Below are 19,541 nucleotides of genomic sequence, written 5' to 3' on the forward strand. Positions count from 1 at the left end.
CCGAAATGTTAGAAAATACAATCAAGAATCTCTTTGCAAGATTCAATTGTCGCTTCAAATGGAACATCTTTTGCAAACGAAGATTTTTTTGCATAGTTCTTCCATCGAGTTTGAAGAATGTCGCTCTTTGAAATTTCTTCTAGAAGCAAAAGAGCTTCTTCTTTTTTAAAAGGCGTTTTGCGGTATTGGCAAGTTGTTTCAAAAGATTTCTTCAAGTCAGGAATATTGATGTTATTCCTTTGCAATTGATTGATGATATAGATGTCGTAATAATCTTTGCAGCGGCTATTGAGCAGGCCTCGGAAAAGAATGGTTTGAAGCTTTTCAGCAACAACCGTTTCTAGGTTGTAGGCTCGGAACGCAATGGTTTCATTGCTGATGAGGCTTTGGTAGGAGTATTCGATATCTTTTGGCGTAATAGGATCGCCCGTGGCAACATCGACATGGAAACTTTGTCTGACATTCTCTAGGCGTCCCGTCAAAAGGATGGAAAATCCGCCATAGGCGTCTTCGTCGCGGATAGGAGAAATATCGCTTATTTCAAAAGTGATAGAATCGTCTGCATCGATTGCGATGATGTCGGTGAAAATTTCCTTCAATCTATTCTCATTCATGGTTTCCTTTCTCAAAAGGAAATCAATGTCGGCAGTATAGCGGTTTTTTACGCCGAGCAATGTGGCGAGATAGAATCCGCCCTTGAAAACAAACTTGTTGGCGTATGTTGACTTGGCCAATCTTGAAATGAATGCATCAAAGAAGAACGATACGAGCAAGACGTTGGCGTGAACGTTCATTTCTTTGGAGAGGTTGTTGATTCTCGCTTGCAGGGAATTCTTATTAATCTTCATTCAGTACCATCGTCATAAGTTCCGCCACTTTGTTCTCTATTTTCAATATTTGGGCGTAATGGAGTAGGCTGCGGGTATTCTTGTCTTTTGATTTTGCGTAAAGCCTGAGCGCTTTGCCGTAAATTTCTGCATCGATCTTTCGGCTGTTCTTGATGATGTCGCAAAGCGTTCGTTCCATGTCGTAGCATTCCACCAGATGTCCAAGCGAAGTCTTGATTTTGCAAATTCCAAGCCTGTAGGTTTCATCGCGAGAATCTGTGTGGATTGCGACGGAAGGGTTCGGAGAAAATGGCCTATAATTCTTGGGCCCGGTTACCTCAAAATAATCGGGTAGGCGGTCTGTTAGCCCATGCAAGAATAGTGCGGAAACGTGTGAAAAGATGAATCTGGGATACTTGTATTGAAAAACAAGGTAATCGTCCCTGATCCATTGCTCTTGGGCGTAGAATCCCTTGTCTACCTTGACAAGGCCCTGTTTTCGCACGAAATCGGTCAAGAACCACGAGGGAATCTTGTGGATGTCGACTTGCTTTCGCGTGATGTAGCCGCTGTTTGCGTTCAGCATTTTTTCCAGTTTCTTCTCGTTTGTTTCTTGCATTTCAAACCAAATATATAATAAAATGGTTGAAAAAGCAAGTTTTTATTTCTTTTTAACCGCTACAGAACATTAAAGATGCGAAAATCCCCACGAAAATCAGGAACGGCAGCACTTTCAGCAGCAAGGTAATGGCGCAGGCGTCCCCTGCGTCGCCAGCCCCGAAAAGAGCCAAAATACCTAGCACGATAAGGAAAGTTACCAGCATAGAACCTCGCTGGTACAAATATACATACCTTGGATGTCATAATATGACAATTTGAGGATTTGTTGAAAAAGGGGAAAGCCTGGAACTAAAGTCCCAACTGCTTGGCTCGATTGAATTGACGGGAAATTTCAAAGGCGTCTGGGAATGCCATATTCAACCAGATTGGTTATTACTTTATCTAAAGAAGATTTTTTCTGACAGAAAACCATAAAAGCATTTGTTTCCACTATGCGTCCCGCGCATACTGAGCATGAAAATTAAGCATTTTATGCATGCTCCGAAATTATTTATATTATATGCGAAACATTTCGGAGTGGCAAAGTGAAACTCAAGTTTTTAACGCTATTTTCAATCCTTGCGCTCGCTGCGAGCGTGTTTGCGGAGAGTGCCATGAGCAATATTACGGTAAACCTGCGCTATACGGGTAAGAACGGGGCGGCAAAGAAGTTCGCCGAAGAGATGGTTTCTAGCGGGACGGTGGCGAAAATCCGTGCCGAGAAAGGCAACATCCGCTACGAATATTTCCAGTCGCTGGACGATCCCGAAACCATCTTGCTGATTGACGCGTGGGAAAGCCAGGCCGCCATCGACGTGCACCACGCTTCGCCCATGATGAAGACGATTGCGAAACTCCGCGACAAGTACGACTTGAAAATGACTGTCGAACGCTACACGCCTGACAACACCATGCCCAAGATCGACGAAAAGTTCATCAGGAAGTAGTCCGATGAAATCGCTCGCGTTGTTTTCGACATTGCTACTGGCTCTGTTTTTGAGCCTCTTTGCTGCGTGTTCCGACGACAGCTCGTCTTCTCCGACAGGCACCGGGGAAGCTGTCGAATCCAGCGTCTCGCAAGACGGCAAAAATTCCGCGACTTCGAGTTCTGCGACTTCAAAGGACGAAACTTCATCCAGTTCCGCGACATCGGCGAGTAAGTCCCGTGGCAAAACGCTTGTGGCATACTTCTCCAGAACGGGCAACACCAAACCGCTGGCCGAATACGCAGCGGAATACTTGGATGCGACTTTATTCGAAATCACTGCAAAAATCCCTTACACCGACGAAGACATCGCCTATTATACGGACTGCCGTGCCGACCGCGAACAGAAAGACGAATCCGCCCGCCCCGAAATCGCAACCGTTGTCAAGAACATGGACGAATACGATACCGTCATCATCGCGCACCCGATATGGCACGGGATTGCTCCCCGCATCATAAGCACGTTCCTCGAAGGCTACGACTTTTCTGGCAAGACCTTGCTCACCTTCTGCACGTCGGCTTCAAGCCCGCTGGGCCAAAGCGCCAAGCTGCTGCAGGAACTTACGCCCAATTCCACCTGGCTCGAAAGCAAGCGCTTCGCCATCGGCACCAGCCGCGAGGAAATCGAAGAATGGCTGGAAGACGTTCTGCGCCCGTAACCCATAGTCGATCATCATCGGGATTGCCATGAATTTTTTAGAATCGACGGTTCCCAGCAAGCAGTACCACTTTTTGGCCTCTGTGCATGTATGTTTAATCTGCAGAATTTGTTGCTCCGTCAGAAAGTTGCGAATATGCCCTTTTTAAACGACGTGATAATTTTTAAAGTTGTGCCGTGAAGTTCCTGAAAGTTCTAAAAGCGTTTGTTATTCTTGTCATATCTTTTTGCGTTACCACGTATGCACAAAATTTGGACGAGGAATTTACGCAACTTCCGGACAGTCTCCGAATAAAGATTCTAGATAAGGACGCTGTTTTCAGCGTGCAGGAAGCGCGGGATCTGGTCAATTTCCGCAGGAGCATGGGTGACACCCTGGTTCCCAAAGAAAGTGCTCCCGACACGACCATTATTCCCAAAGACAGCCTGTTTGGCACCCATGTGAATCCGCTTATCGTCGGGACCGAAGTGCTCGGGCTCAACGCCTTTGTGTGGGCTTGGGATTACTGGGTCCTGGACAAGAGTTACGCACATACGGGCCCCAGCTATTGGAAGCGGAACTTCCGCGAAGGCTGGGAATGGGACCATAACCATTGGGCCATCAACTTTTACGGACACCCGTATCAGGGCTCCATGTACTACGCCACGGCCCGTGCCGGTGGCTACGGCTTTTACGGAAGCATGGCGTTTGCCGCCCTTGGGAGTTCTACCTGGGAAATGTTCTGCGAAACGGAATACCCGGCGCCGAACGACTTGATTTCTACGACGGTTGCGGGCTCCATGTTCGGCGAAGTCCTCTACAGGCTTTCCCGCGCATCGTACAACGGTTCCAAGGTGCCCTGGTACAGGCATCTGCTCGCTTTCGCCCTGGAACCCGCCGGCTATGCCCAGCGTAGGGTGTTCGGCAACAGGGATTTTTATACGGGCTGGACGCCAATCGAGTTGACGGTTGCCACGGGTATTGGCTCCAGGTTCGGTTCTGACTATCGGTTCGGTGGCGAAGACGCCGACGAGCTGGATGCCGAATGGAACGACCGTCACGGGATGATGGCGGTTTCCCTTGAGTATGGTCGGCCCTACACGAGGGTAAGGCGGCCTTTCGATTATTTCACTTTAAACTTCTTCGGCGAAGGCGGACTCGAAGGGAATGTGTTGCAGATGGATATCATGGGGAAACTTGTGAACAGGGGTATCCACGGGCGAGGCCATTGGCTTGATTTTTCGGTGAATTTGGATTACGATACTTTTTACGGGGACCTTGCCACGGTAAGCACGCTTTCGCTTGGCGGTGCCATGGACATAGCCCTTTGGCTGACTCCCAACTTGCGGTTCCGCGTCATGAACCAGGTTTACTGGATTATGCTCGGCTCTGCCGACATGGGCTACGATGACATTATCCAAGAATTTCACCCGGATTACAAGCCCGATATGGATAGCTACCAGTACAATTCCGGCGTGAAATACAGCCTGATGATAGAAACCCTATACAAGAGGTGGAGAATCTACAACAAGACGACGATAGATGCCATGAAGACCATCGAGGGAACGACTGCGGAATATGGCGTTTCGGGCTGGGATTTTTTGCTCCTCAACAACACCGCGGTGGAATACAGGCTGTTCTCTTGGTTGGATTTGGGCCACAGGCTTGACACCTACGTGAAAATGGCTGCCTATTCCTCGGAATATGCCGAACCCATGTCCAGGCGCATCCACGCCTTTTCGTGGTACCTAAATTTCCACCTGCTAGGGAGTTGACGCCAGAGTCACCTTGAAAAATTCCACGTTCATTTCGCGGTCGGCGAGCGGCACAATCTTGCGGTCCTTGGGAATTTCGTAATCGAACTGGTGGTCCGAAACGAATGTCAACAGCGAAGACTGCTCGATGAGCTTTGAAATGCCCTTCACGCTGTCGTGCTTGATGAAGGTGGCGTCGGGAATCTTCTTGCGCTTGACCTGCTCCCAGAACCCTACGTTGCTGCGCTGGATGATGGTTTCGCCCTTGAGTTCACGGAGCCGGATGGACTTGCGCTTCGCAAGCGGGTGCTTTTTGGGGAGAGCAATCGAGAGTCGCTCCTGCATATACTTTTCGGCGCGGTATTTCTTTGCGCGGGGGGCCTTAAGCGTGATGCCGATATCCGCCGAGCCCTCGTTCAGCGCCTTCAGCACGCCCGCCTCATTGTCGATAATCTTGTAGGTGACCTGTGCCCCCGGGTGCTTTTCTTGCAGTTCCTGCATCATCCGCATGGCGGGGAGAATGGCCACCGACGCGATAGAGAACGTGCGCGCACCCGCTCCCTGCGGGCTCACCTTTTCCATCATCTCGCCTTGCAAATCCATGATGCGCTTCGCGTATTCGGCGACCGTGCGTCCCTTCTCGTTCAGCTCGATGCGGTTCTTTTTGCGCTCGAAAAGCGGAGCGCCGATTTCGTCTTCCAGTTTCTTGAACGCGCGGCTCACCGCCGGCTGCGAAGTGTAGAGCTTGTCCGCAACGGCAGAAAGCGTCCCGTATTCCAGGAACCCGGCCAGCAATCGCAAAATGTAGGTCTCGACAAACATAAAAAGCCCCTTTTGGGGAGAATATAATAAATCCGCTATGCGTTTCACGCATAGTGGGCATAAAAATTACGCATTACGCGGCTGTGCTGGATTTATTTATATTATAGACAACCGGTTCAAAGGAATTTTTAACGAAAAAGGCGGATTCCATGAAAAAAATCACCTTGATTCTTTTATCACTTCTTCTAGGAGTCTCTATGGCAGCAGAAAAGAAAATCCTCGTCGTTTACTATTCCCGTGCCGATGAAAACTACAGCGTCGGGAACATTTCCAAGGGCAATACCGAAATCATTGCCGAGATGATTGCGAAAAAGACGGGCGGCACGCTTTTGCATGTGGAACCCGCGAAGGAATACCCCAGGGGCTACGATGACTGCATCAACGTGGCCAAGAAGGAACTTGCGCAGGACGCGCGCCCGGCAATCAAGCCGGTGAACGTGAACCCCGAAGAATTCGACGAGATTTATGTCGGTTACCCGGTGTGGTGGGGCGAAATGCCCATGCCCATGTTCACTTTCTTCGAGAAGTATAACCTGAAGGGCAAGACGATTCACCCGTTCGTGACTCACGAAGGCAGCGGCCTCTCGGGTGTGCAGCGCCTCAAGAAGGTGACCGGCGCGAATGTGACCCCCGGCCTCGCCATCTACGGACACGTGGCCCAGAACGAACGCGACAAGGCCCAGAAAGAAGTCGATAAGTGGGTGAAGTAGGCTTGCGCCTTACTTAGGATTGCTAGTCCTTTTCTTTAATTCAATCAAGTCGAAATACATCAGGCGACTGTTTAAAGGCTTCTCTGGCGCGAGTCCCCGGAATTCGCGTTCTTGTTCTTCGGTGCTGAACAGGAATTTGAACTCGTTGTTTTGATAAAACTTTAGGTTTCGTTCCCTGTTGTAGGAATCTACCAGCAGAAAACGGCAACCGGTCTTGTTGAGCGGATCGACGAACCAGGCTTTTATAAAACTGAGAACGTCGCTTCCCAAATGCTTGCTTTGGAAATTTTGGCTAATTCCGAGACGACCGATCATGACTGCCGGATAACTGCTGTATATCTTTTCGCGAGGAATGTTCTTCTCAATCTTTCTTTTGCGAGATCCGGGAATTTTCTTGATGCTGTCATTGGAAAGCGTAAAAACCGCTACCAGTTGAGCCGGGTCATCGACAAGAGAAAAACAATAATTCTTGCAAAGTAACTCTTCGCTCTGCAAAAAAGCGTCTTTTGTGAAGAAATCGTCCAAGTCGTTGTCCCCGCACTTGAATGATTTGCATAGGACGGCCTTGCCTTGAGTGTAGAACCCAAAGCGGCAATTCTGTTGGAGAAAGTTCATTACTTATATTCTCTAAAGTCGGCCTTGGAGAGAATGTCTCTGGCCTGTTCAATTTGCTTGGAAAAATCGATGGAACCGCGACGCTTTTCGCTTTCTTCCATCATGAGGTCAAACCTGTCCGACGCTTCGCCGGTCAGTATCGGTACTGATGCAATAGCTAGTGCCATGATGACCTCCATTGTTGAATTGAACTATAGTCAATATACATTTTTCCTCGTGTTGGTGCAAGTGGTGAAACTTGAGTCAATTGGCTTATTTGAGGAAAATGAAGCCTTTTGACCATGCAAGAGCAAAAATATATTTTTAGAGTGTCATAAAATGACAATATGGAAAAGAAACGGAATTTTGTCGTTTTCACTATGCGTTTTACGCATACTGAGCATGAAAAAATGGTATTTTGCGGGGTTTGCGCATTTATTTATATTAAAGGCGTAGAAAAAAAGGAATAAACCATGAAACTAGGGACGATTATGACGATGCTTGGTATGGGTGCGGTGCTTGCCGCGTGTGACTGCTGCCCGCAGGGCGAGGCGAAGGCGCTTTCGCAGGACAAGGAACTGCGTGCCGTGATGGATAACTTCACGCAGAACGAGGTTCCGGCGGCGACTCCGCTTGTAGAAAAGCGCGAGGTGGAGTTGATTCGCCTGGTGTCGCTTGTGACGCAGCAGTCGGGTGCACTTTTGCAAGAGGAAGTGGCGACGGCGCTTGCGCAGGGGCTTGCTCCCGAAGAAATTCTCGAGGCGATTTACCAGTGTGCCCCTTACACCGGGTTCCCGCGGACGGTGGATGCGGTTGAAATTGCCCGCAGCGTGTTCAAGGCGAAGAACGTGAAAGTGGACGAAAACCGTGCGACGGTGACGGCGCAGTCCCGCCTGGAGGCGGGTGCCGACGCGCAGGGAACGCTGTTCGGCCAAGCTTTCCGCGACATGGCGAAAAACGGAAAGGACGGGATGCCGACTATCAATTACTTTTTGGCGAGCAACTGCTTTGGCGATTACTACACCCGCAAGGGGCTCAATCTGAATACCCGCGAACTCCTGACGATGGCGATTCTCGTGAATCTGGGAACGGAGCCGCAACTCAAGGCGCATGTCGGCGCGAACCTCAAGATTCGCACGGCCGAATACGTGGAACAGGCGATTTACAACTGCTTGCCGTATTGCGGTTACCCGCGCACGCTGAACGCTCTGCGATTGCTTAAGGAAGCGGTGGCTGAGGCTGCGGATGCTGGGGGCGCGACGGCTGGTGTGACGGACGCAAAATCCATGCCGGGAAAGGACTGGAGTGTGTTCCCGGTGGGCAAGCCGAATGACGCCTATGCCAAGTATTTCGTGGGCAAGAGCTATCTTGACATGATCAGCAAGGAACAGGTGGGTGTCGGGAACGTGACTTTTGAACCGGCATGCCGCAACAACTGGCATATCCATCATGCAAAGAAGGGCGGTGGCCAGATTCTCATTGCGACGGCGGGCCGCGGCTACTATCAGGAATGGGGCAAGCCGGCGGTGGAACTGAAGCCCGGCGACGTGGTGAACATTCCGGCTGGCGTCAAGCATTGGCACGGGGCGGCTCCGGATTCCTGGTTCCAGCATTTGGCGATTGAAGTCCCTGGCGAAGGTGGAAGCAACGAATGGCTCGAGCCCGTGAGCGACGAAGACTATGGGAAGTTGAAATAATGATTGCCAGAATTCTCGCTTGCGCATTTATTGGCCTTATGACGGTAGGAACTTTTGCGGCACCTGCGCCCGACGGCTTCGTGCTTATCAGGGGCGGGACTTTCAACATGGGAAGCCCCGCAAACGAGGACTGGCGCGTCAACGACGAGACGCTCCACAAGGTGAAAGTCTCCGATTTTTACCTGGGTAAATACGAGGTGACGCAAAAGCTTTACCGCGAGGTAATGGGCGAAAATCCTTCCAGTTTCAGGGGTGGCGACTTGCCCGTCGAAAACATCACGTGGCTCGAAGCGGCTCGTTTTTGCAACAAGTTAAGCGAACGCGACGGACGCACTCCCGTTTACGCTATCGAAGGCGATGCGGTCAGCTGGAATCGCGAGGCGAACGGCTACAGGTTCCCCACCGAAGCGGAATGGGAATACGCGGCCCGAGGCGGCACGACCACGCCATTCTACACAAAGAAGGCTCCCGGTGCCGACGACGTGAATTTTTACGGGCATTATCCGTATCAAATCGAGCAGAATTATTTCAACGACGAGGTTCTGGAAACACGCCCCGGCGTTTACCGCGGGAACACGCTCCCCGTGGGTAAGTTCAAGCCCAATCCCTTCGGGCTTTACGATATTTACGGGAACGTTGGAGAATGGTGCTTTGACTTTTACGGCGATTACGGTGTTTCTGCAGGTTCGACAAGCGTGACGGTCAATCCGGCGGGCAAACCTTCGGGCACAAGGCGCGTGCATCGCGGTGGCGGCTGGAACGATTTCGGCAAGAACCTCCGCAGCGCCTATCGCGGGGCCATGCAGCAATCCAGCAAGAGTTACAATGTGGGGCTCAGGCTCGCCATGAATGCGGGTGCAGGCGTCAAGGGAACTTTTGTGACCCAGGAAGCGGCGGGCTTTAAGGGCGAAAAGACGCAAGCGGCGACGAACTCGAAAAGCGGGTCCCGTGCGCTGATCGTTTTCTATTCCTGGAGCGGGAATACCCGCGGCGTGGCCCGCGAAATCAAGAAGCAGACCGGTTTCGACATGGTGGAACTTGAACTCGAGAAGCCCTATTCCGACGACTACAATACCGTCTTGAAGCAGGCGCAGAACGACCAGCACAAGCAGGCGCGCCCCGCCCTCAAGAAAAAGCCTGACGCAAAGAAGTGGGCCGACTACGAAACGATTATCATCGGTTACCCCAACTGGTGGGCGAGTATCCCGATGCCTATCGCGACTTTGCTCGAAAGTTACGACTTTACGGGCAAGCGGATTCTGCCGTTCTGCTCCCACGGTGGCGGGCGCTTTGGCCAGAGCATCACTGCGATTGCGAAACTCGCGCCCAATGCAAAAATCGGCGAAGGCCTTTCGGTGCATTACTCCGGCGGTTCGAGCCTCTCGAAAGATGTGGCCAAGTGGCTCGAGAAAAACGGCGTGAAGACGAAATAATGTATATTCCTTGATATGCCTATTTCCGCCAAAATCCGTATGCCGCTTGATATCGCGATGACGGTCGCGACGCTCGTGCTGATGGGCGGCAATTACTTCTTTGAATCGACGGCCGTTCACGAGATTCTGGGCGTGGTGCTGCTTGTTCTGTGGGCGGTGCACATCACGCTGAACCGGCGATTCTTCCTTTCGCTGTTCAAGGGCCGCTACAACGCATTCCGCATCTTGCAGGTGGTCGTGAATTGCGGGATCCTTTTGTGCGCGATTTTCTTGATGGTGAGCGGAATCATGCTTTCGAACCATGTGTTCGCCTGGCTCGGGATTGAATCGGGCGCAAGTTTTGCCCGCACGGCGCACCTGCTCGCCAGCCACTGGTATTACGTGTTCATGTCGCTCCACATCGGGCTGCATGTGAGCCTGATTGCAAACCGCTTGGGACTTGCGGGCGCATTCAAGTCAAAGACTGCCCTTGTCGCAACCCGCGTGGTTGCCGCTCTCGTGGCGGGTTACGGAATTTACGCCTTCGCCATTCGCGGGCTTTGGAAATACATGTTCCTACAACAGCCCTTCTTTTTCTTTGACGCGGAACGCGGCTACGCTCTCTTTTTCGCGGACTATATCGCCATTATTGTGCTGTTTGCCGTTGCGGTGCATTATGTGGCGAAATTGGTCAAAGCGTAGTTTTCACCTTGGTGTAGGCGTCTATTGATTGAAATTTGCAGGAACTTTGTATAAATTTAAGACGTAACAACGGAGTTTTTATGAAGGTCGTTTTATTCAATGGTAGCCGTCGCGAAAAGGGCTGCACTTATACAGCGCTGAGCCTCGTGGCTGGCGAACTCAAGGCCGCTGGCATCGAGACGGAAATCTTCTTTGTGGGCGGCCGCGTGCTGAAGGGTGAAACCGACGCCGTGGTTCACGAAGCCAAGGAAATCCTTAAAACGGCCGACGCCGTTGTTTACGGCTCCCCGGTTTATTACGCATCCCCGAGTGGCGAGATGCTGATGTTCCTGGACAGGCTTTACGGCATTGCCGAAGCGGAACTGCTCTTTAAGCCCGCCGCAACAGTTGCTTCTGCCCGCCGTGCCGGCACTACCGCAACGCTCGACGCCCTGAACAAGTACCCCACCTTTGCGCAACAGCCCCTGGTGACATCTCGTTATTGGAATATGGTCCACGGTTCTAGCCCCGAAGATGTGCTGAAGGACGAAGAAGGCGTGCAGATTATGAAGGAACTGGGCCGCAACATGGCGTGGATCCTGAAGAGCATCGAAGCGGGCAAGAAGGCAGGCGTTGAACAACCCGTAGCCGAAAAGAAAATTTTCACGAACTTTATCCGCTAAAAATACGATGCGCTTGCGTTTTGCGAAGAACAAGAAACTCATGATTACGGCGATTATTTTATCGACCCTTTTTATTCTGGGAACCGTTGGCGTGCTGTTCCTGAACCAGGCAAAATTTGGGCGTATTCCGCAAGGCAAACGCCTTGAACGCATCAAACAGTCACCGCATTACGATGGTCAAAAGTTCGTGAATGAAGAAAAGACTGTCACAATGACGGGCGATAAGAACTTGTTTGAAACGACGCTTGAATTCTTGTTCGGCAAAAGGTCGCAAACCGTTCCCGATACAGCGCTGACGGTCGTCAAAACGGACTTGAAATCGCTGCCGCAGGACCGCGATTGGATTGTATGGTTTGGACATTCTTCGTATTTGATGAACTTATCTGGGAAGAAGATTCTTGTGGATCCCGTATTTTATCAGGGTTCGCCAGTAAGCTTTGTGAACAAGATGTTCAAGGGAACCGACGTTTACAAGCCTGTTGACATGCCGGATATCGATTGCCTGGTTATTTCGCACGATCATTGGGATCATCTAGATTACCAGGCCGTGAAGGAACTCGAACCGCGCGTAAAGCGTGTGGTGACGGGGCTTGGCGTGGGTGAACATTTTGAATACTGGGGATACCCCATCGAGAAACTCGTGGAACTCGACTGGTGGGATTCTACCGATTTGGGTGAAGGCTTTAACGTGACCTCGACTCCGGCAAGGCATTTTTCGGGTCGTGGGATAAGGTCGAATAAAACGTTGTGGTCTTCGTTTGTATTCAAGACGCCAAAGCGTTCCGTTTGGATTGGTGGGGATAGCGGCTATGGCAAACATTTCAAGAAGATAGGTGAAAAATTTGCAGATATCGATCTGGCAATTTTAGAAAACGGGCAGTACAATGAAGATTGGAACCAAATTCATGCCCTGCCCGAACAGCTCGGCAAAGAAATGCTGGACCTGAATGCAAACCGCTACATGACGGTTCATCATTCTAAGTTCTGCTTAGCTTACCATACTTACTTCGAACCGCTGGAAAATGCGAAACGTGCCGCCCAGGAATCAGGTAAGCCCGTGCTCATGCCGCAAATGGGCGAGGTTGTGTACCTGGAGTAAACCGCATTACCTATGTTAGCGCGTCGATGGCGATATAGTATTTTTCTATATTTGGCCGCAAATGAAAAACCTTTTAGATTTTGATAGCGCACATTTGTGGCATCCGTATGCGGCGCTGAAAAATACTCCCGCAAGATTTCTCGCCAAAACAGCTCACGGAACAACGATTGAAACGGCAGACGGCTTGAAACTGATTGATGCCGTGTCTAGCTGGTGGTGCATGGCGCACGGGCATAATGCCTCTGAAATCGTCGAGGCGATTCAGAAACAAAGTGAAAAAATGTGCCACGTGATGTTCGGCGGTTTTACGCACGAACCCGCAATTGAGTTGGGCGAAAAGTTAGTGAAGTTTTTGCCCGAAGGATTGAACAAGATTTTCTTTGCGGATTCGGGTAGCATTGCTGTGGAATGCGCTGCCAAGATGGCTGTGCAGTACCAGTATTCCCTTGGACATCCGGAGCGCTGCAAGTTGGTCGCCCTGAAGGGCGGCTATCACGGCGATACCGCAGGCGCGATGGCGCTTAGCGATCCGGACGGAATGCATACGCTTTTCCGCGGAATCATGCCGCACCATTATTTTGCAGAACGCCCGAACTGCCGCTTTGACGAGACTTGGAACCAGGCGGATTTCGCTTCGATGGAACGCGTTGTCGAGGAACACAAAGATGAAATCGCCGCCGTAATTTGTGAGCCCGTATTCCAGGGCGGAAACGGCATGTGGCTTTACAATGCGGGTTACTTGAAGACACTCCGCGAACTCTGCGACCGTTACGGTATCTTGCTTATTTTGGACGAAATTGCTTCGGGCTTTTACCGCACGGGCCCGCGATTTGCGATGATGCATGCGGGGATAAAGCCGGACATCATGTGTATCGGCAAGGCGCTCACGGGCGGAAGCATTACGATGGCGGCCTGCGTTGCGTCCGAGAAGGTTGCCGAAACGATTACGAACAGCAAGATTCCTGCATTCATGCATGGTCCCACCTACATGGCGAACCCGTTGGCCTGTGCCGCGGGAATTGCTTCGCTTTCGCTGTTCGAAAGTCGCGATTATGAAATGAGCGTTGCTAGGATTGAAAAACGTCTTAAACAGAATCTGGAGCCGCTCCGTGCGCTTGAAAATGCGGCGGACGTGCGTGTTCTCGGCGCTATCGGAGTCTTGGAACTGAAGGCGAAACCTTCCGCAGACGATATTCTGCGCGTGATTCGTGAAACTGGTGTGTGGCTCAGACCATTCTGCAATTACGTCTATACGATGCCTCCGCTCATTACGACCGATTCTGAAATAGACCGCATCTGCGAAGCCATCAAGATGATTGGCGAATGTGAACCCGCGCCTGTCGTAGAAGGCGAAGACGAATTTCACGAGTAAGTGATGGAATATTATAGTTTAAAAATGCGGGCCTCGCAGCAAGTGGGCGAGGGTGAACAGAAACACGAACAGCATATTTCCGGCGCAGAACGCATTGTAAATCGGGATTCTGTTGAAGCTGTGTGTTCGGCGATGGTGCGCCGGGCCATGACGCATTCCAAGGGCGACCCGGATTTTATCAATGTGAAAATCGAGAAGGTTCATGAAAGCGATATCCAAATTCTGAAGGCCTTGCCGGTGACGCGCATAGATGTGGAAACATGGCAGGAAGGGCTGGAGAAGGCTTTTGGACTGATTGGTGATGCTGCTGCCGACGCTCGCGAAAAACTTCCAGAACTCCTGCGGGCAACGTTCCCGATGCGTGGTGCAATGCTGTATGATATCGCGACGGGAAACCGCCTAGAACCTGACCACGAACGCGGCGTGCGTGCGACTTATATGGATGCACTGCATTCGAGCGAAGTGGATGGCTGCAAGAATCATTTTAACGAAGCGATTGTGCTGGCAACCAAGGTGGCGAATGCCCCCGGAATGGTTGCGGAATTTTGTGTGAGCGATGACCCGAATTATGTGACGGGCTATGTTGCGAGCAAGGAACTTGGCTATGTGCGCATCATGAAGATGAAGGAAATGGGCGACGAAAACGGAGGCCGCATTTTCCTGTTTGATTCGCGCAAGGCACGTGCCGAAGAATGTATCGAGTACTTGCAGAAGAAGAAAATTTTGGTGGATGTCGGGGCATGAGTCGCATTCTTGACATTTTTACGAAAGACGCTTTGGATGCAGCTCGGGCGAATAATACCTACCGCACCATGCGTTTGATGGAAACGCCGGAATCGTCATGCGTGAAAATCCGCATGCCCAACGGCGCTTCGCAGGAACAAATCTTGCTGGCGTCTAATTCTTACTTGGACTTGGCGAACGTCGACGAACTCAAGCAGGCAATGGCCCAGGCGGTTTTGGAATGGGGTACAGGTAGCGGCGGCGCTCGGCTTACGACAGGCAACAAGTCTCCGCATCAGGAACTGGAAGAATTTATCGCGAAATTCAAATGCGAAGAATCCGCTATCACGTTCAATACGGGCTACATGGCGAATGTCGGTACGATTTCGGCATTGTGTGGCAAGAACGACTTTATCTTTAGCGATGAATTGAACCACGCGAGCATTATTGACGGAATTAGGTTGTCGCGAGCCAAATGCTTTGTCTATAAGCATAATGATATGGCGGATCTGGAACGCGTGATTTCGGCGGCCAAGGATGAATTTTGCTCACGTGAAATGCCCGCGGAACTCGGTGCCGTTTCGGCTTTCCGTGGCCTTATTGTGACCGATGCTGTTTTCAGCATGGATGGCGACCTTGCGAATTTGCCGGAACTTCTGCGGATTGCAAGAGAAAATGATTGTCTCTTGATGATCGACGAGGCGCATGCCACGGGCGTGCTCGGCAAGACCGGGCGCGGGCTTGCCGAACACTACGGCTGTGCTCACGCCGATGTAACCGTCGGGACTTTGAGCAAAGCCGTCGCCGCCGAAGGCGGCTTCGTGGCGGGTAAGCAACAACTGATTGATTTTCTCCGCAACAAGGCCCGCAGCTTTATCTTTACAACCGCGATGGCCCCTGCCGTTGCCGCCGCAGCCTGCAACAACTTGCACTACATCGATGCGCATCCAGAACGCGTGCAGAACTTGCGCGATAACGTGAAATTTTTCTGCGAAGCCTTGCAGCATGAAGGCGTGAAAGTTGAACAGTCTCCTTCGGCGATTGTTCCGATTGTCATTGGCGACGAGGCCCGCGCTTTGGAAATTTCTGCAAAACTCCAGAATGCGGGAATACTCATTCCTGCGATTCGCTATCCGACAGTCGCCAAGGGGCAAGCCCGCCTCCGTGCAAGCTTGATGGCCACACACACGCACGAGCAACTTCAAGCCGCCGCAACAACCATCGCTCAAATCATAAATGATTGCTTGTGAAGCGTCGCTATTCCTAACCACTAATCACTAACCACTGTTTACTTTTTATGTCCAAAGGTTATTTCGTCACAGCAACTGGAACCGATGTCGGCAAAACATTCATTACCGCCCTTCTCGTAAAAAAATGGCGCGATTCCGGCATCGATGCGGGCTATTATAAGGCTGCCCTTAGCGGCGCAGAACTCCGTGATGGCAAATGGGTTGCAGGTGACGCCGATTACGTGAAACGCATCGCAAATCTACCCGATACGCAAGAACAGCTCGTCAGCTATGTCTATAAAGAAGCTGTCTCTCCGCATCTCGCTGCCCGCAAAGAAGGCAATCCAGTAGAACTCGCGAAAGTCAAAGATGATTTTGATGCGGCCCGCAATTGCCACGAATTCATTTTCGCCGAAGGCAGCGGGGGAATCATTTGCCCCATCCGCTACGATGACCAGAAAGTATTCCTCGTCGATATCATGAAAACGTTAGGCCTTCCGCTGGTTATTGTTACGACAGCGGCTCTCGGCTCCATTAACGCTTGCGTACTTACGGTGGAGTACGCTCGCAGCTGTGGCCTCGATGTTCGCGGCCTCATCGTGAACCGCTACGGCTCTAGCGGTAACCTCGAAATGGAAGACGACAACATCCGCATGATGCAAGACCTGACGGGGCTTGAAATCCTTGCAAAAGTAAAAAACGGCGACACCGACCTAGGTGTGCAACCGTTTTAAAAATTGAGAAACAGCACTGTCGACGCTACGATGCGTCGATGTCTGCTGCAATATGCAGGTCGTAGTCGGGGTAGGCTTCGCGGATTTCCTTGTGCAGAATGTCCAGGCCTTCTTGCGGCTTGACCTCGAAATTCATGACCACGTCAAAACGCATGGTGCGGTCTTCAAGGTTCACATAAAAGCCGTGGAGTTGCAATGCCCAAGGGTGCTCCTTTACCAACTTCAACACGTTGCTGCGAATTTTGGCAGCTTCGTCATTCTTGGTGTTGTGTGAATACACGCCTACGCCCGTGAGAATCACGCCGGTTTCTTTGAGTACGCGTGCCTGTACCCTGCGGGTCAGTACGTCGACTTCTTCAACGGTCATGGTATCGGGAAGTTCCAAGTGCACGGAACCGAGGAACTTGTCCGGCCCGTAATTGTTGAGGATGACATCGTAGGCACCATGGACTTGCGGTTCTTCGGTGAGCAGTTTCTTGATTTTCTTGACCAGGTCGCCGTCGGCGCGCTTGCCCAGAATATCGTCCAGCGTTTCGATGAGCATGCCGATGCCCGACTTGATGATGAATCCCGAAATTACGAGACCCACGTAGGCTTCAAGCGAAATTTCCGTGAGAACAAAGACGATGGCCGAGGCTAACACCGAAAGGGAGAGTATGGCGTCGAATAGTGCGTCAGCGCCCGATGCCACGAGCGCGCCCGAGTTCACGCGCTCCCCCTGGCGTTTCACGAATTTGCCGAGCACGAGTTTTACCACTACCGCCGAAGCGATAATGACCAGCGAAGCCGTGGAGTAGTCCGCTGTTTCGGGGTGGATAATCTTCTTGACCGATTCCACCGCCGAGGTACCGCCGGCGTAAAGCACGATTGCCGCAACTACCATTGCGCTCAAGTATTCGATTCGACCGTAACCGAGCGGGTGTTTTTTGTCGGGCAACTTGTTCGAAAGTTTTGCGCCCACAATCGTAATGACCGAGGACAAAGCGTCAGAAAGGTTGTTCACCGCATCGAGTGTCACGGCGATGGAGTTTGTAGCAAAGCCGACGAACGCCTTGAATGCGGACAGCACGATGTTTGCCGCAATGCCGATGATGCTTGTTCGGACAATGACCTTTTGACGGTTTTCTGCTTCGTTCATAAAATCTGATCCTTTTTTAGCGAAATGACTTGGGTGATAAGCCAATCGTTCGCTTAAAGAAAGTAGAAATAAAAGACATTTGGGACCACAAGGACCCCGGTCAGCAGCAGTCCTGGGTGCCGCAAGCCACATGGGAATTTTTCGAGAAGTTCTAGCGGATAAATACATCATTCTGTTGTCAATTTATCAAAACGAATTCGAATAAAGCCCTATATTAAGCGAATTTTTCAACTTATTTTATAGTAAGTAAAGTTCGTATGGGAGGCTTTATGTCGTTTTCAATTAAGGGATTTCCCTTTTTTGCAGGTTTTGTCGCGTTTTTGGGCACCCTCGCCAGTGCGGCAACGATTAACGTAGATATCGGCAAGGAACACCAGCGCATCAGCGGCTTTGGGGCTGCCTCGGCATGGGCCGGTTCCATCACCGACAAGAATGCCGCCTTCCTTTGGGACTCCACCAGCGGCGCCGGGCTTACGCTGCACCGTATCCGCATCGCTCCGGATGGCACCACATCAGAAACGAGTATCGCAAAAAAGGCGAGTGAATACGGAGTCAAAGTTTGGGCTGCCCCATGGATATCCAAATACACTGTAAATTACGACGGTGACAAGAAGCACCTGGATTTCAATCACGCTCAGGACTGGGCCAACACCATCTTGAAGTTTACGCAAGACATGCGGAAGGCTGGCGTTAATCTATATGCAATTTCGTCGCAAAACGAGCCCGACGGCACCGGAGACAACCACTACGAACCCGATGAATTGGCACGTTGGGTCGGCGACTACCTTGGCCCCACCCTCGATACCACGGGCATCAAAATCATTGGCACCGAAGCTATTAACTGGTACGGATTCCCCAATTACAAAAAAGCCTTCTTCAACAATCCCGCCGCCCTGAAATACACGGACATCTTCGGAACGCACGAATACGGCGGAGACCCGGCGGCTTATCCCGAAATCCACGAAGCCGGCAAGGAATTCTGGGAAACCGAAGTCTATGATCTTGGAAGTAACAAGGAAGACGTGGGCATGGGAAGTGCTCTCCGCGTTGCAGGCGTAATCCATGACGCCCTGACTATTGCGAACATGAACGCCTGGCATTTCTGGTGGATTTATTCCTGCAGCGAAGCCAGTTGCGGCAACGGAGCCCTCTGGCCGCAAGGACAAGGCAACCCCGACAATGTGGAGCCTACCAAGCGACTCTGGGTCATGGGGAACTTCAGCCGCTTCGCGCGACCCGGCTCTTGGAGAATCGACGCTACCAAGAATCCCGAAAGAGATGTAAAGGTCACCGCCTACCGCGACTCCCTCAAGACGAAAATCGCAGTCGTCATTCTCAATTCCAAGAATGAGGAGTTCAAGGCGGACTTTGATTTCGGAAACACAAAAATTGGAAGCTTCAAGCCCTACGTCACCGACGACAATAGCAACCTCAAAGAAGGAACCGAAGTCAAAGTCGACGATACAAAGTGCAGTTTCAGCGTTCCGGCCCGCAGTGCAACGACCATCGAATTCATTCTGTGGCAGGAACCAAAGGTGGAACCGCCCGCAGATTCTACAGAGGCTATCGCCTTCGGATTTTCTGCCCCCAAAAGCCTCCAAAGTACATATAAAGTATTTAGCCCGCTCGGCGCGTTCATCGGCGAATTCCAAGCCGGACATATCGGCGATCTCCGCAACGCCATGACAAACGCAGGCTTAAGCCGCGGTGTGTATATGGTCAAATGCGGCAATGCGAAAACGCAACATATGATTTTGAAATAGCCCAATTCAAGATATAGGGTTAGTTAAAGTAAAAAACGCAGGCTCGATTGAGTCTGCGCTTAATGCTTTAGATCCTTCGA

At 51.2% G+C, this 19,541-nt stretch carries 22 protein-coding genes; 15 read left to right on the forward strand and 7 right to left on the reverse strand.

The window, feature by feature from the left end; translation table 11 throughout:
- Positions 1 to 8: 8 nt before the first annotated feature.
- The 3 genes from BUA40_RS00655 to BUA40_RS14450 are packed head-to-tail and all read right to left on the reverse strand — an operon-like array spanning position 9 to position 1,651.
- Complete coding sequence (locus BUA40_RS00655) at positions 9 to 848, reverse strand: nucleotidyl transferase AbiEii/AbiGii toxin family protein (RefSeq protein WP_083585206.1); 840 nt, start codon at positions 846 to 848, stop codon at positions 9 to 11.
- Positions 838 to 1,446, reverse strand: a complete 609-nt coding sequence (locus BUA40_RS00660) for a type IV toxin-antitoxin system AbiEi family antitoxin domain-containing protein (RefSeq protein WP_143149643.1) — start codon at positions 1,444 to 1,446, stop codon at positions 838 to 840. The genes BUA40_RS00655 and BUA40_RS00660 overlap by 11 nt, the downstream gene beginning before the upstream one ends.
- A gap of 52 nt (positions 1,447 to 1,498) precedes the next feature.
- A complete protein-coding gene (locus tag BUA40_RS14450) occupies positions 1,499 to 1,651 on the reverse strand; it encodes a hypothetical protein (RefSeq protein WP_173347431.1) in 153 nt (50 codons plus the stop codon).
- A gap of 115 nt (positions 1,652 to 1,766) precedes the next feature.
- Here BUA40_RS14450 and BUA40_RS14870 point away from each other — a divergent pair, with 115 nt between their 5' ends.
- The 4 genes from BUA40_RS14870 to BUA40_RS00680 all read left to right on the forward strand — a co-directional run bounded on the left by BUA40_RS14870 (position 1,767) and on the right by BUA40_RS00680 (position 4,825).
- The gene (locus BUA40_RS14870) at positions 1,767 to 1,862 is read left to right on the forward strand and encodes a type II toxin-antitoxin system mRNA interferase toxin, RelE/StbE family (RefSeq protein ID WP_198959551.1); all 96 of its coding nucleotides are present in this window, start codon (positions 1,767 to 1,769) and stop codon (positions 1,860 to 1,862) included.
- Between the two features lie 179 nt (positions 1,863 to 2,041).
- Entirely contained in the window at positions 2,042 to 2,374 is a 333-nt protein-coding gene (locus BUA40_RS00670; protein ID WP_072797458.1) for a putative quinol monooxygenase, read from the forward strand.
- 4 nt (positions 2,375 to 2,378) lie between these two features.
- A complete protein-coding gene (locus tag BUA40_RS00675; RefSeq protein ID WP_072797240.1) occupies positions 2,379 to 3,071 on the forward strand; it encodes a flavodoxin in 693 nt (230 codons plus the stop codon).
- A gap of 362 nt (positions 3,072 to 3,433) precedes the next feature.
- Positions 3,434 to 4,825, forward strand: coding sequence for a DUF3943 domain-containing protein (locus tag BUA40_RS00680; RefSeq protein WP_072797241.1), 1,392 nt, complete (start codon positions 3,434 to 3,436; stop codon positions 4,823 to 4,825).
- Here the strand turns inward: BUA40_RS00680 and BUA40_RS00685 are convergent.
- Positions 4,814 to 5,626 carry a LysR family transcriptional regulator gene (locus tag BUA40_RS00685; RefSeq protein ID WP_072797242.1) on the reverse strand — a complete coding sequence of 271 codons (813 nt, stop codon included), beginning with the start codon at positions 5,624 to 5,626 and terminating at the stop codon, positions 4,814 to 4,816. The genes BUA40_RS00680 and BUA40_RS00685 overlap by 12 nt on opposite strands.
- A gap of 197 nt (positions 5,627 to 5,823) precedes the next feature.
- Between BUA40_RS00685 and BUA40_RS00690 the strand changes: the two genes are divergently transcribed.
- The gene (locus BUA40_RS00690) at positions 5,824 to 6,336 is read left to right on the forward strand and encodes a flavodoxin (RefSeq protein ID WP_072797243.1); all 513 of its coding nucleotides are present in this window, start codon (positions 5,824 to 5,826) and stop codon (positions 6,334 to 6,336) included.
- 9 nt (positions 6,337 to 6,345) lie between these two features.
- Here the strand turns inward: BUA40_RS00690 and BUA40_RS00695 are convergent, their stop codons facing one another.
- Positions 6,346 to 6,951 carry a hypothetical protein gene (locus BUA40_RS00695; RefSeq protein ID WP_072797244.1) on the reverse strand — a complete coding sequence of 202 codons (606 nt, stop codon included), beginning with the start codon at positions 6,949 to 6,951 and terminating at the stop codon, positions 6,346 to 6,348.
- Complete coding sequence (locus BUA40_RS14455; protein ID WP_173347696.1) at positions 6,951 to 7,118, reverse strand: hypothetical protein; 168 nt, start codon at positions 7,116 to 7,118, stop codon at positions 6,951 to 6,953. The genes BUA40_RS00695 and BUA40_RS14455 overlap by 1 nt, the downstream gene beginning before the upstream one ends.
- Positions 7,119 to 7,403: 285 nt before the next feature.
- Here BUA40_RS14455 and BUA40_RS00700 point away from each other — a divergent pair, with 285 nt between their 5' ends.
- From BUA40_RS00700 to bioD, 9 genes are all read left to right on the forward strand, one after another.
- Positions 7,404 to 8,627, forward strand: a complete 1,224-nt coding sequence (locus tag BUA40_RS00700) for a carboxymuconolactone decarboxylase family protein (protein ID WP_072797245.1) — start codon at positions 7,404 to 7,406, stop codon at positions 8,625 to 8,627.
- The gene (locus tag BUA40_RS00705) at positions 8,627 to 10,060 is read left to right on the forward strand and encodes a flavodoxin (RefSeq protein WP_072797246.1); all 1,434 of its coding nucleotides are present in this window, start codon (positions 8,627 to 8,629) and stop codon (positions 10,058 to 10,060) included. Before BUA40_RS00700 ends, BUA40_RS00705 begins: the two co-directional genes overlap by 1 nt.
- Positions 10,061 to 10,075: 15 nt before the next feature.
- The gene (locus BUA40_RS00710) at positions 10,076 to 10,741 is read left to right on the forward strand and encodes a DUF4405 domain-containing protein (protein ID WP_072797257.1); all 666 of its coding nucleotides are present in this window, start codon (positions 10,076 to 10,078) and stop codon (positions 10,739 to 10,741) included.
- Positions 10,742 to 10,821: 80 nt separating this feature from the next.
- On the forward strand, positions 10,822 to 11,403 hold the full coding sequence (locus BUA40_RS00715; protein WP_072797259.1) for a flavodoxin family protein: 582 nt from the start codon (positions 10,822 to 10,824) through the stop codon (positions 11,401 to 11,403).
- 7 nt (positions 11,404 to 11,410) lie between these two features.
- The gene (locus BUA40_RS00720; RefSeq protein WP_369827570.1) at positions 11,411 to 12,502 is read left to right on the forward strand and encodes an MBL fold metallo-hydrolase; all 1,092 of its coding nucleotides are present in this window, start codon (positions 11,411 to 11,413) and stop codon (positions 12,500 to 12,502) included.
- Between the two features lie 61 nt (positions 12,503 to 12,563).
- Positions 12,564 to 13,874 carry an adenosylmethionine--8-amino-7-oxononanoate transaminase gene (gene bioA / locus BUA40_RS00725; RefSeq protein ID WP_072797261.1) on the forward strand — a complete coding sequence of 437 codons (1,311 nt, stop codon included), beginning with the start codon at positions 12,564 to 12,566 and terminating at the stop codon, positions 13,872 to 13,874.
- 3 nt (positions 13,875 to 13,877) lie between these two features.
- Positions 13,878 to 14,618, forward strand: coding sequence for a 6-carboxyhexanoate--CoA ligase (locus tag BUA40_RS00730; RefSeq protein WP_072797263.1), 741 nt, complete (start codon positions 13,878 to 13,880; stop codon positions 14,616 to 14,618).
- Complete coding sequence (locus BUA40_RS00735; RefSeq protein ID WP_072797265.1) at positions 14,615 to 15,847, forward strand: aminotransferase class I/II-fold pyridoxal phosphate-dependent enzyme; 1,233 nt, start codon at positions 14,615 to 14,617, stop codon at positions 15,845 to 15,847. Before BUA40_RS00730 ends, BUA40_RS00735 begins: the two co-directional genes overlap by 4 nt.
- A gap of 47 nt (positions 15,848 to 15,894) precedes the next feature.
- Entirely contained in the window at positions 15,895 to 16,560 is a 666-nt protein-coding gene (gene bioD / locus BUA40_RS00740; protein WP_072797267.1) for a dethiobiotin synthase, read from the forward strand.
- Positions 16,561 to 16,585: 25 nt separating this feature from the next.
- On the opposite strand, the gene BUA40_RS00745 is transcribed toward bioD, so the two are convergent.
- Positions 16,586 to 17,698 carry a cation diffusion facilitator family transporter gene (locus tag BUA40_RS00745; RefSeq protein ID WP_072797269.1) on the reverse strand — a complete coding sequence of 371 codons (1,113 nt, stop codon included), beginning with the start codon at positions 17,696 to 17,698 and terminating at the stop codon, positions 16,586 to 16,588.
- A 269-nt stretch (positions 17,699 to 17,967) separates the two neighbouring features.
- On the opposite strand from BUA40_RS00745, the gene BUA40_RS00750 reads away from it, so the two are divergent.
- Positions 17,968 to 19,461 carry a glycoside hydrolase gene (locus BUA40_RS00750; protein ID WP_072797271.1) on the forward strand — a complete coding sequence of 498 codons (1,494 nt, stop codon included), beginning with the start codon at positions 17,968 to 17,970 and terminating at the stop codon, positions 19,459 to 19,461.
- The last annotated feature ends 80 nt before the right edge of the window (positions 19,462 to 19,541 follow it).

The organism is Fibrobacter sp. UWT2 (assembly GCF_900142545.1).
In the GTDB taxonomy this organism is placed as follows: Bacteria; Fibrobacterota; Fibrobacteria; order Fibrobacterales; family Fibrobacteraceae; genus Fibrobacter.

Bases quoted from the DNA above. Each gene is read 5' to 3' on its own strand.
- BUA40_RS14450 (WP_173347431.1), bottom strand. From the start codon at position 1,651: ATGCTGGTAACTTTCCTTATCGTGCTAGGTATTTTGGCTCTTTTCGGG.
- BUA40_RS00720 (WP_369827570.1), top strand. From the start codon at position 11,411: ATGCGCTTGCGTTTTGCGAAGAACAAGAAACTCATGATTACGGCGATT.
- BUA40_RS00690 (WP_072797243.1), top strand. From the start codon at position 5,824: ATGGCAGCAGAAAAGAAAATCCTCGTCGTTTACTATTCCCGTGCCGAT.
- BUA40_RS14455 (WP_173347696.1), bottom strand. From the start codon at position 7,118: ATGGCACTAGCTATTGCATCAGTACCGATACTGACCGGCGAAGCGTCG.
- BUA40_RS00730 (WP_072797263.1), top strand. From the start codon at position 13,878: ATGGAATATTATAGTTTAAAAATGCGGGCCTCGCAGCAAGTGGGCGAG.
- BUA40_RS00700 (WP_072797245.1), top strand. From the start codon at position 7,404: ATGAAACTAGGGACGATTATGACGATGCTTGGTATGGGTGCGGTGCTT.
- BUA40_RS00670 (WP_072797458.1), top strand. From the start codon at position 2,042: ATGAGCAATATTACGGTAAACCTGCGCTATACGGGTAAGAACGGGGCG.
- BUA40_RS00735 (WP_072797265.1), top strand. From the start codon at position 14,615: ATGAGTCGCATTCTTGACATTTTTACGAAAGACGCTTTGGATGCAGCT.
- BUA40_RS00750 (WP_072797271.1), top strand. From the start codon at position 17,968: ATGTCGTTTTCAATTAAGGGATTTCCCTTTTTTGCAGGTTTTGTCGCG.
- BUA40_RS00685 (WP_072797242.1), bottom strand. From the start codon at position 5,626: ATGTTTGTCGAGACCTACATTTTGCGATTGCTGGCCGGGTTCCTGGAA.
- BUA40_RS00705 (WP_072797246.1), top strand. From the start codon at position 8,627: ATGATTGCCAGAATTCTCGCTTGCGCATTTATTGGCCTTATGACGGTA.
- bioD (WP_072797267.1), top strand. From the start codon at position 15,895: ATGTCCAAAGGTTATTTCGTCACAGCAACTGGAACCGATGTCGGCAAA.
- BUA40_RS00675 (WP_072797240.1), top strand. From the start codon at position 2,379: ATGAAATCGCTCGCGTTGTTTTCGACATTGCTACTGGCTCTGTTTTTG.
- BUA40_RS00745 (WP_072797269.1), bottom strand. From the start codon at position 17,698: ATGAACGAAGCAGAAAACCGTCAAAAGGTCATTGTCCGAACAAGCATC.
- BUA40_RS00710 (WP_072797257.1), top strand. From the start codon at position 10,076: ATGCCTATTTCCGCCAAAATCCGTATGCCGCTTGATATCGCGATGACG.
- BUA40_RS00695 (WP_072797244.1), bottom strand. From the start codon at position 6,951: ATGAACTTTCTCCAACAGAATTGCCGCTTTGGGTTCTACACTCAAGGC.
- BUA40_RS00655 (WP_083585206.1), bottom strand. From the start codon at position 848: ATGAAGATTAATAAGAATTCCCTGCAAGCGAGAATCAACAACCTCTCC.
- BUA40_RS00680 (WP_072797241.1), top strand. From the start codon at position 3,434: ATGGGTGACACCCTGGTTCCCAAAGAAAGTGCTCCCGACACGACCATT.
- BUA40_RS00660 (WP_143149643.1), bottom strand. From the start codon at position 1,446: ATGCAAGAAACAAACGAGAAGAAACTGGAAAAAATGCTGAACGCAAAC.
- BUA40_RS00715 (WP_072797259.1), top strand. From the start codon at position 10,822: ATGAAGGTCGTTTTATTCAATGGTAGCCGTCGCGAAAAGGGCTGCACT.
- bioA (WP_072797261.1), top strand. From the start codon at position 12,564: ATGAAAAACCTTTTAGATTTTGATAGCGCACATTTGTGGCATCCGTAT.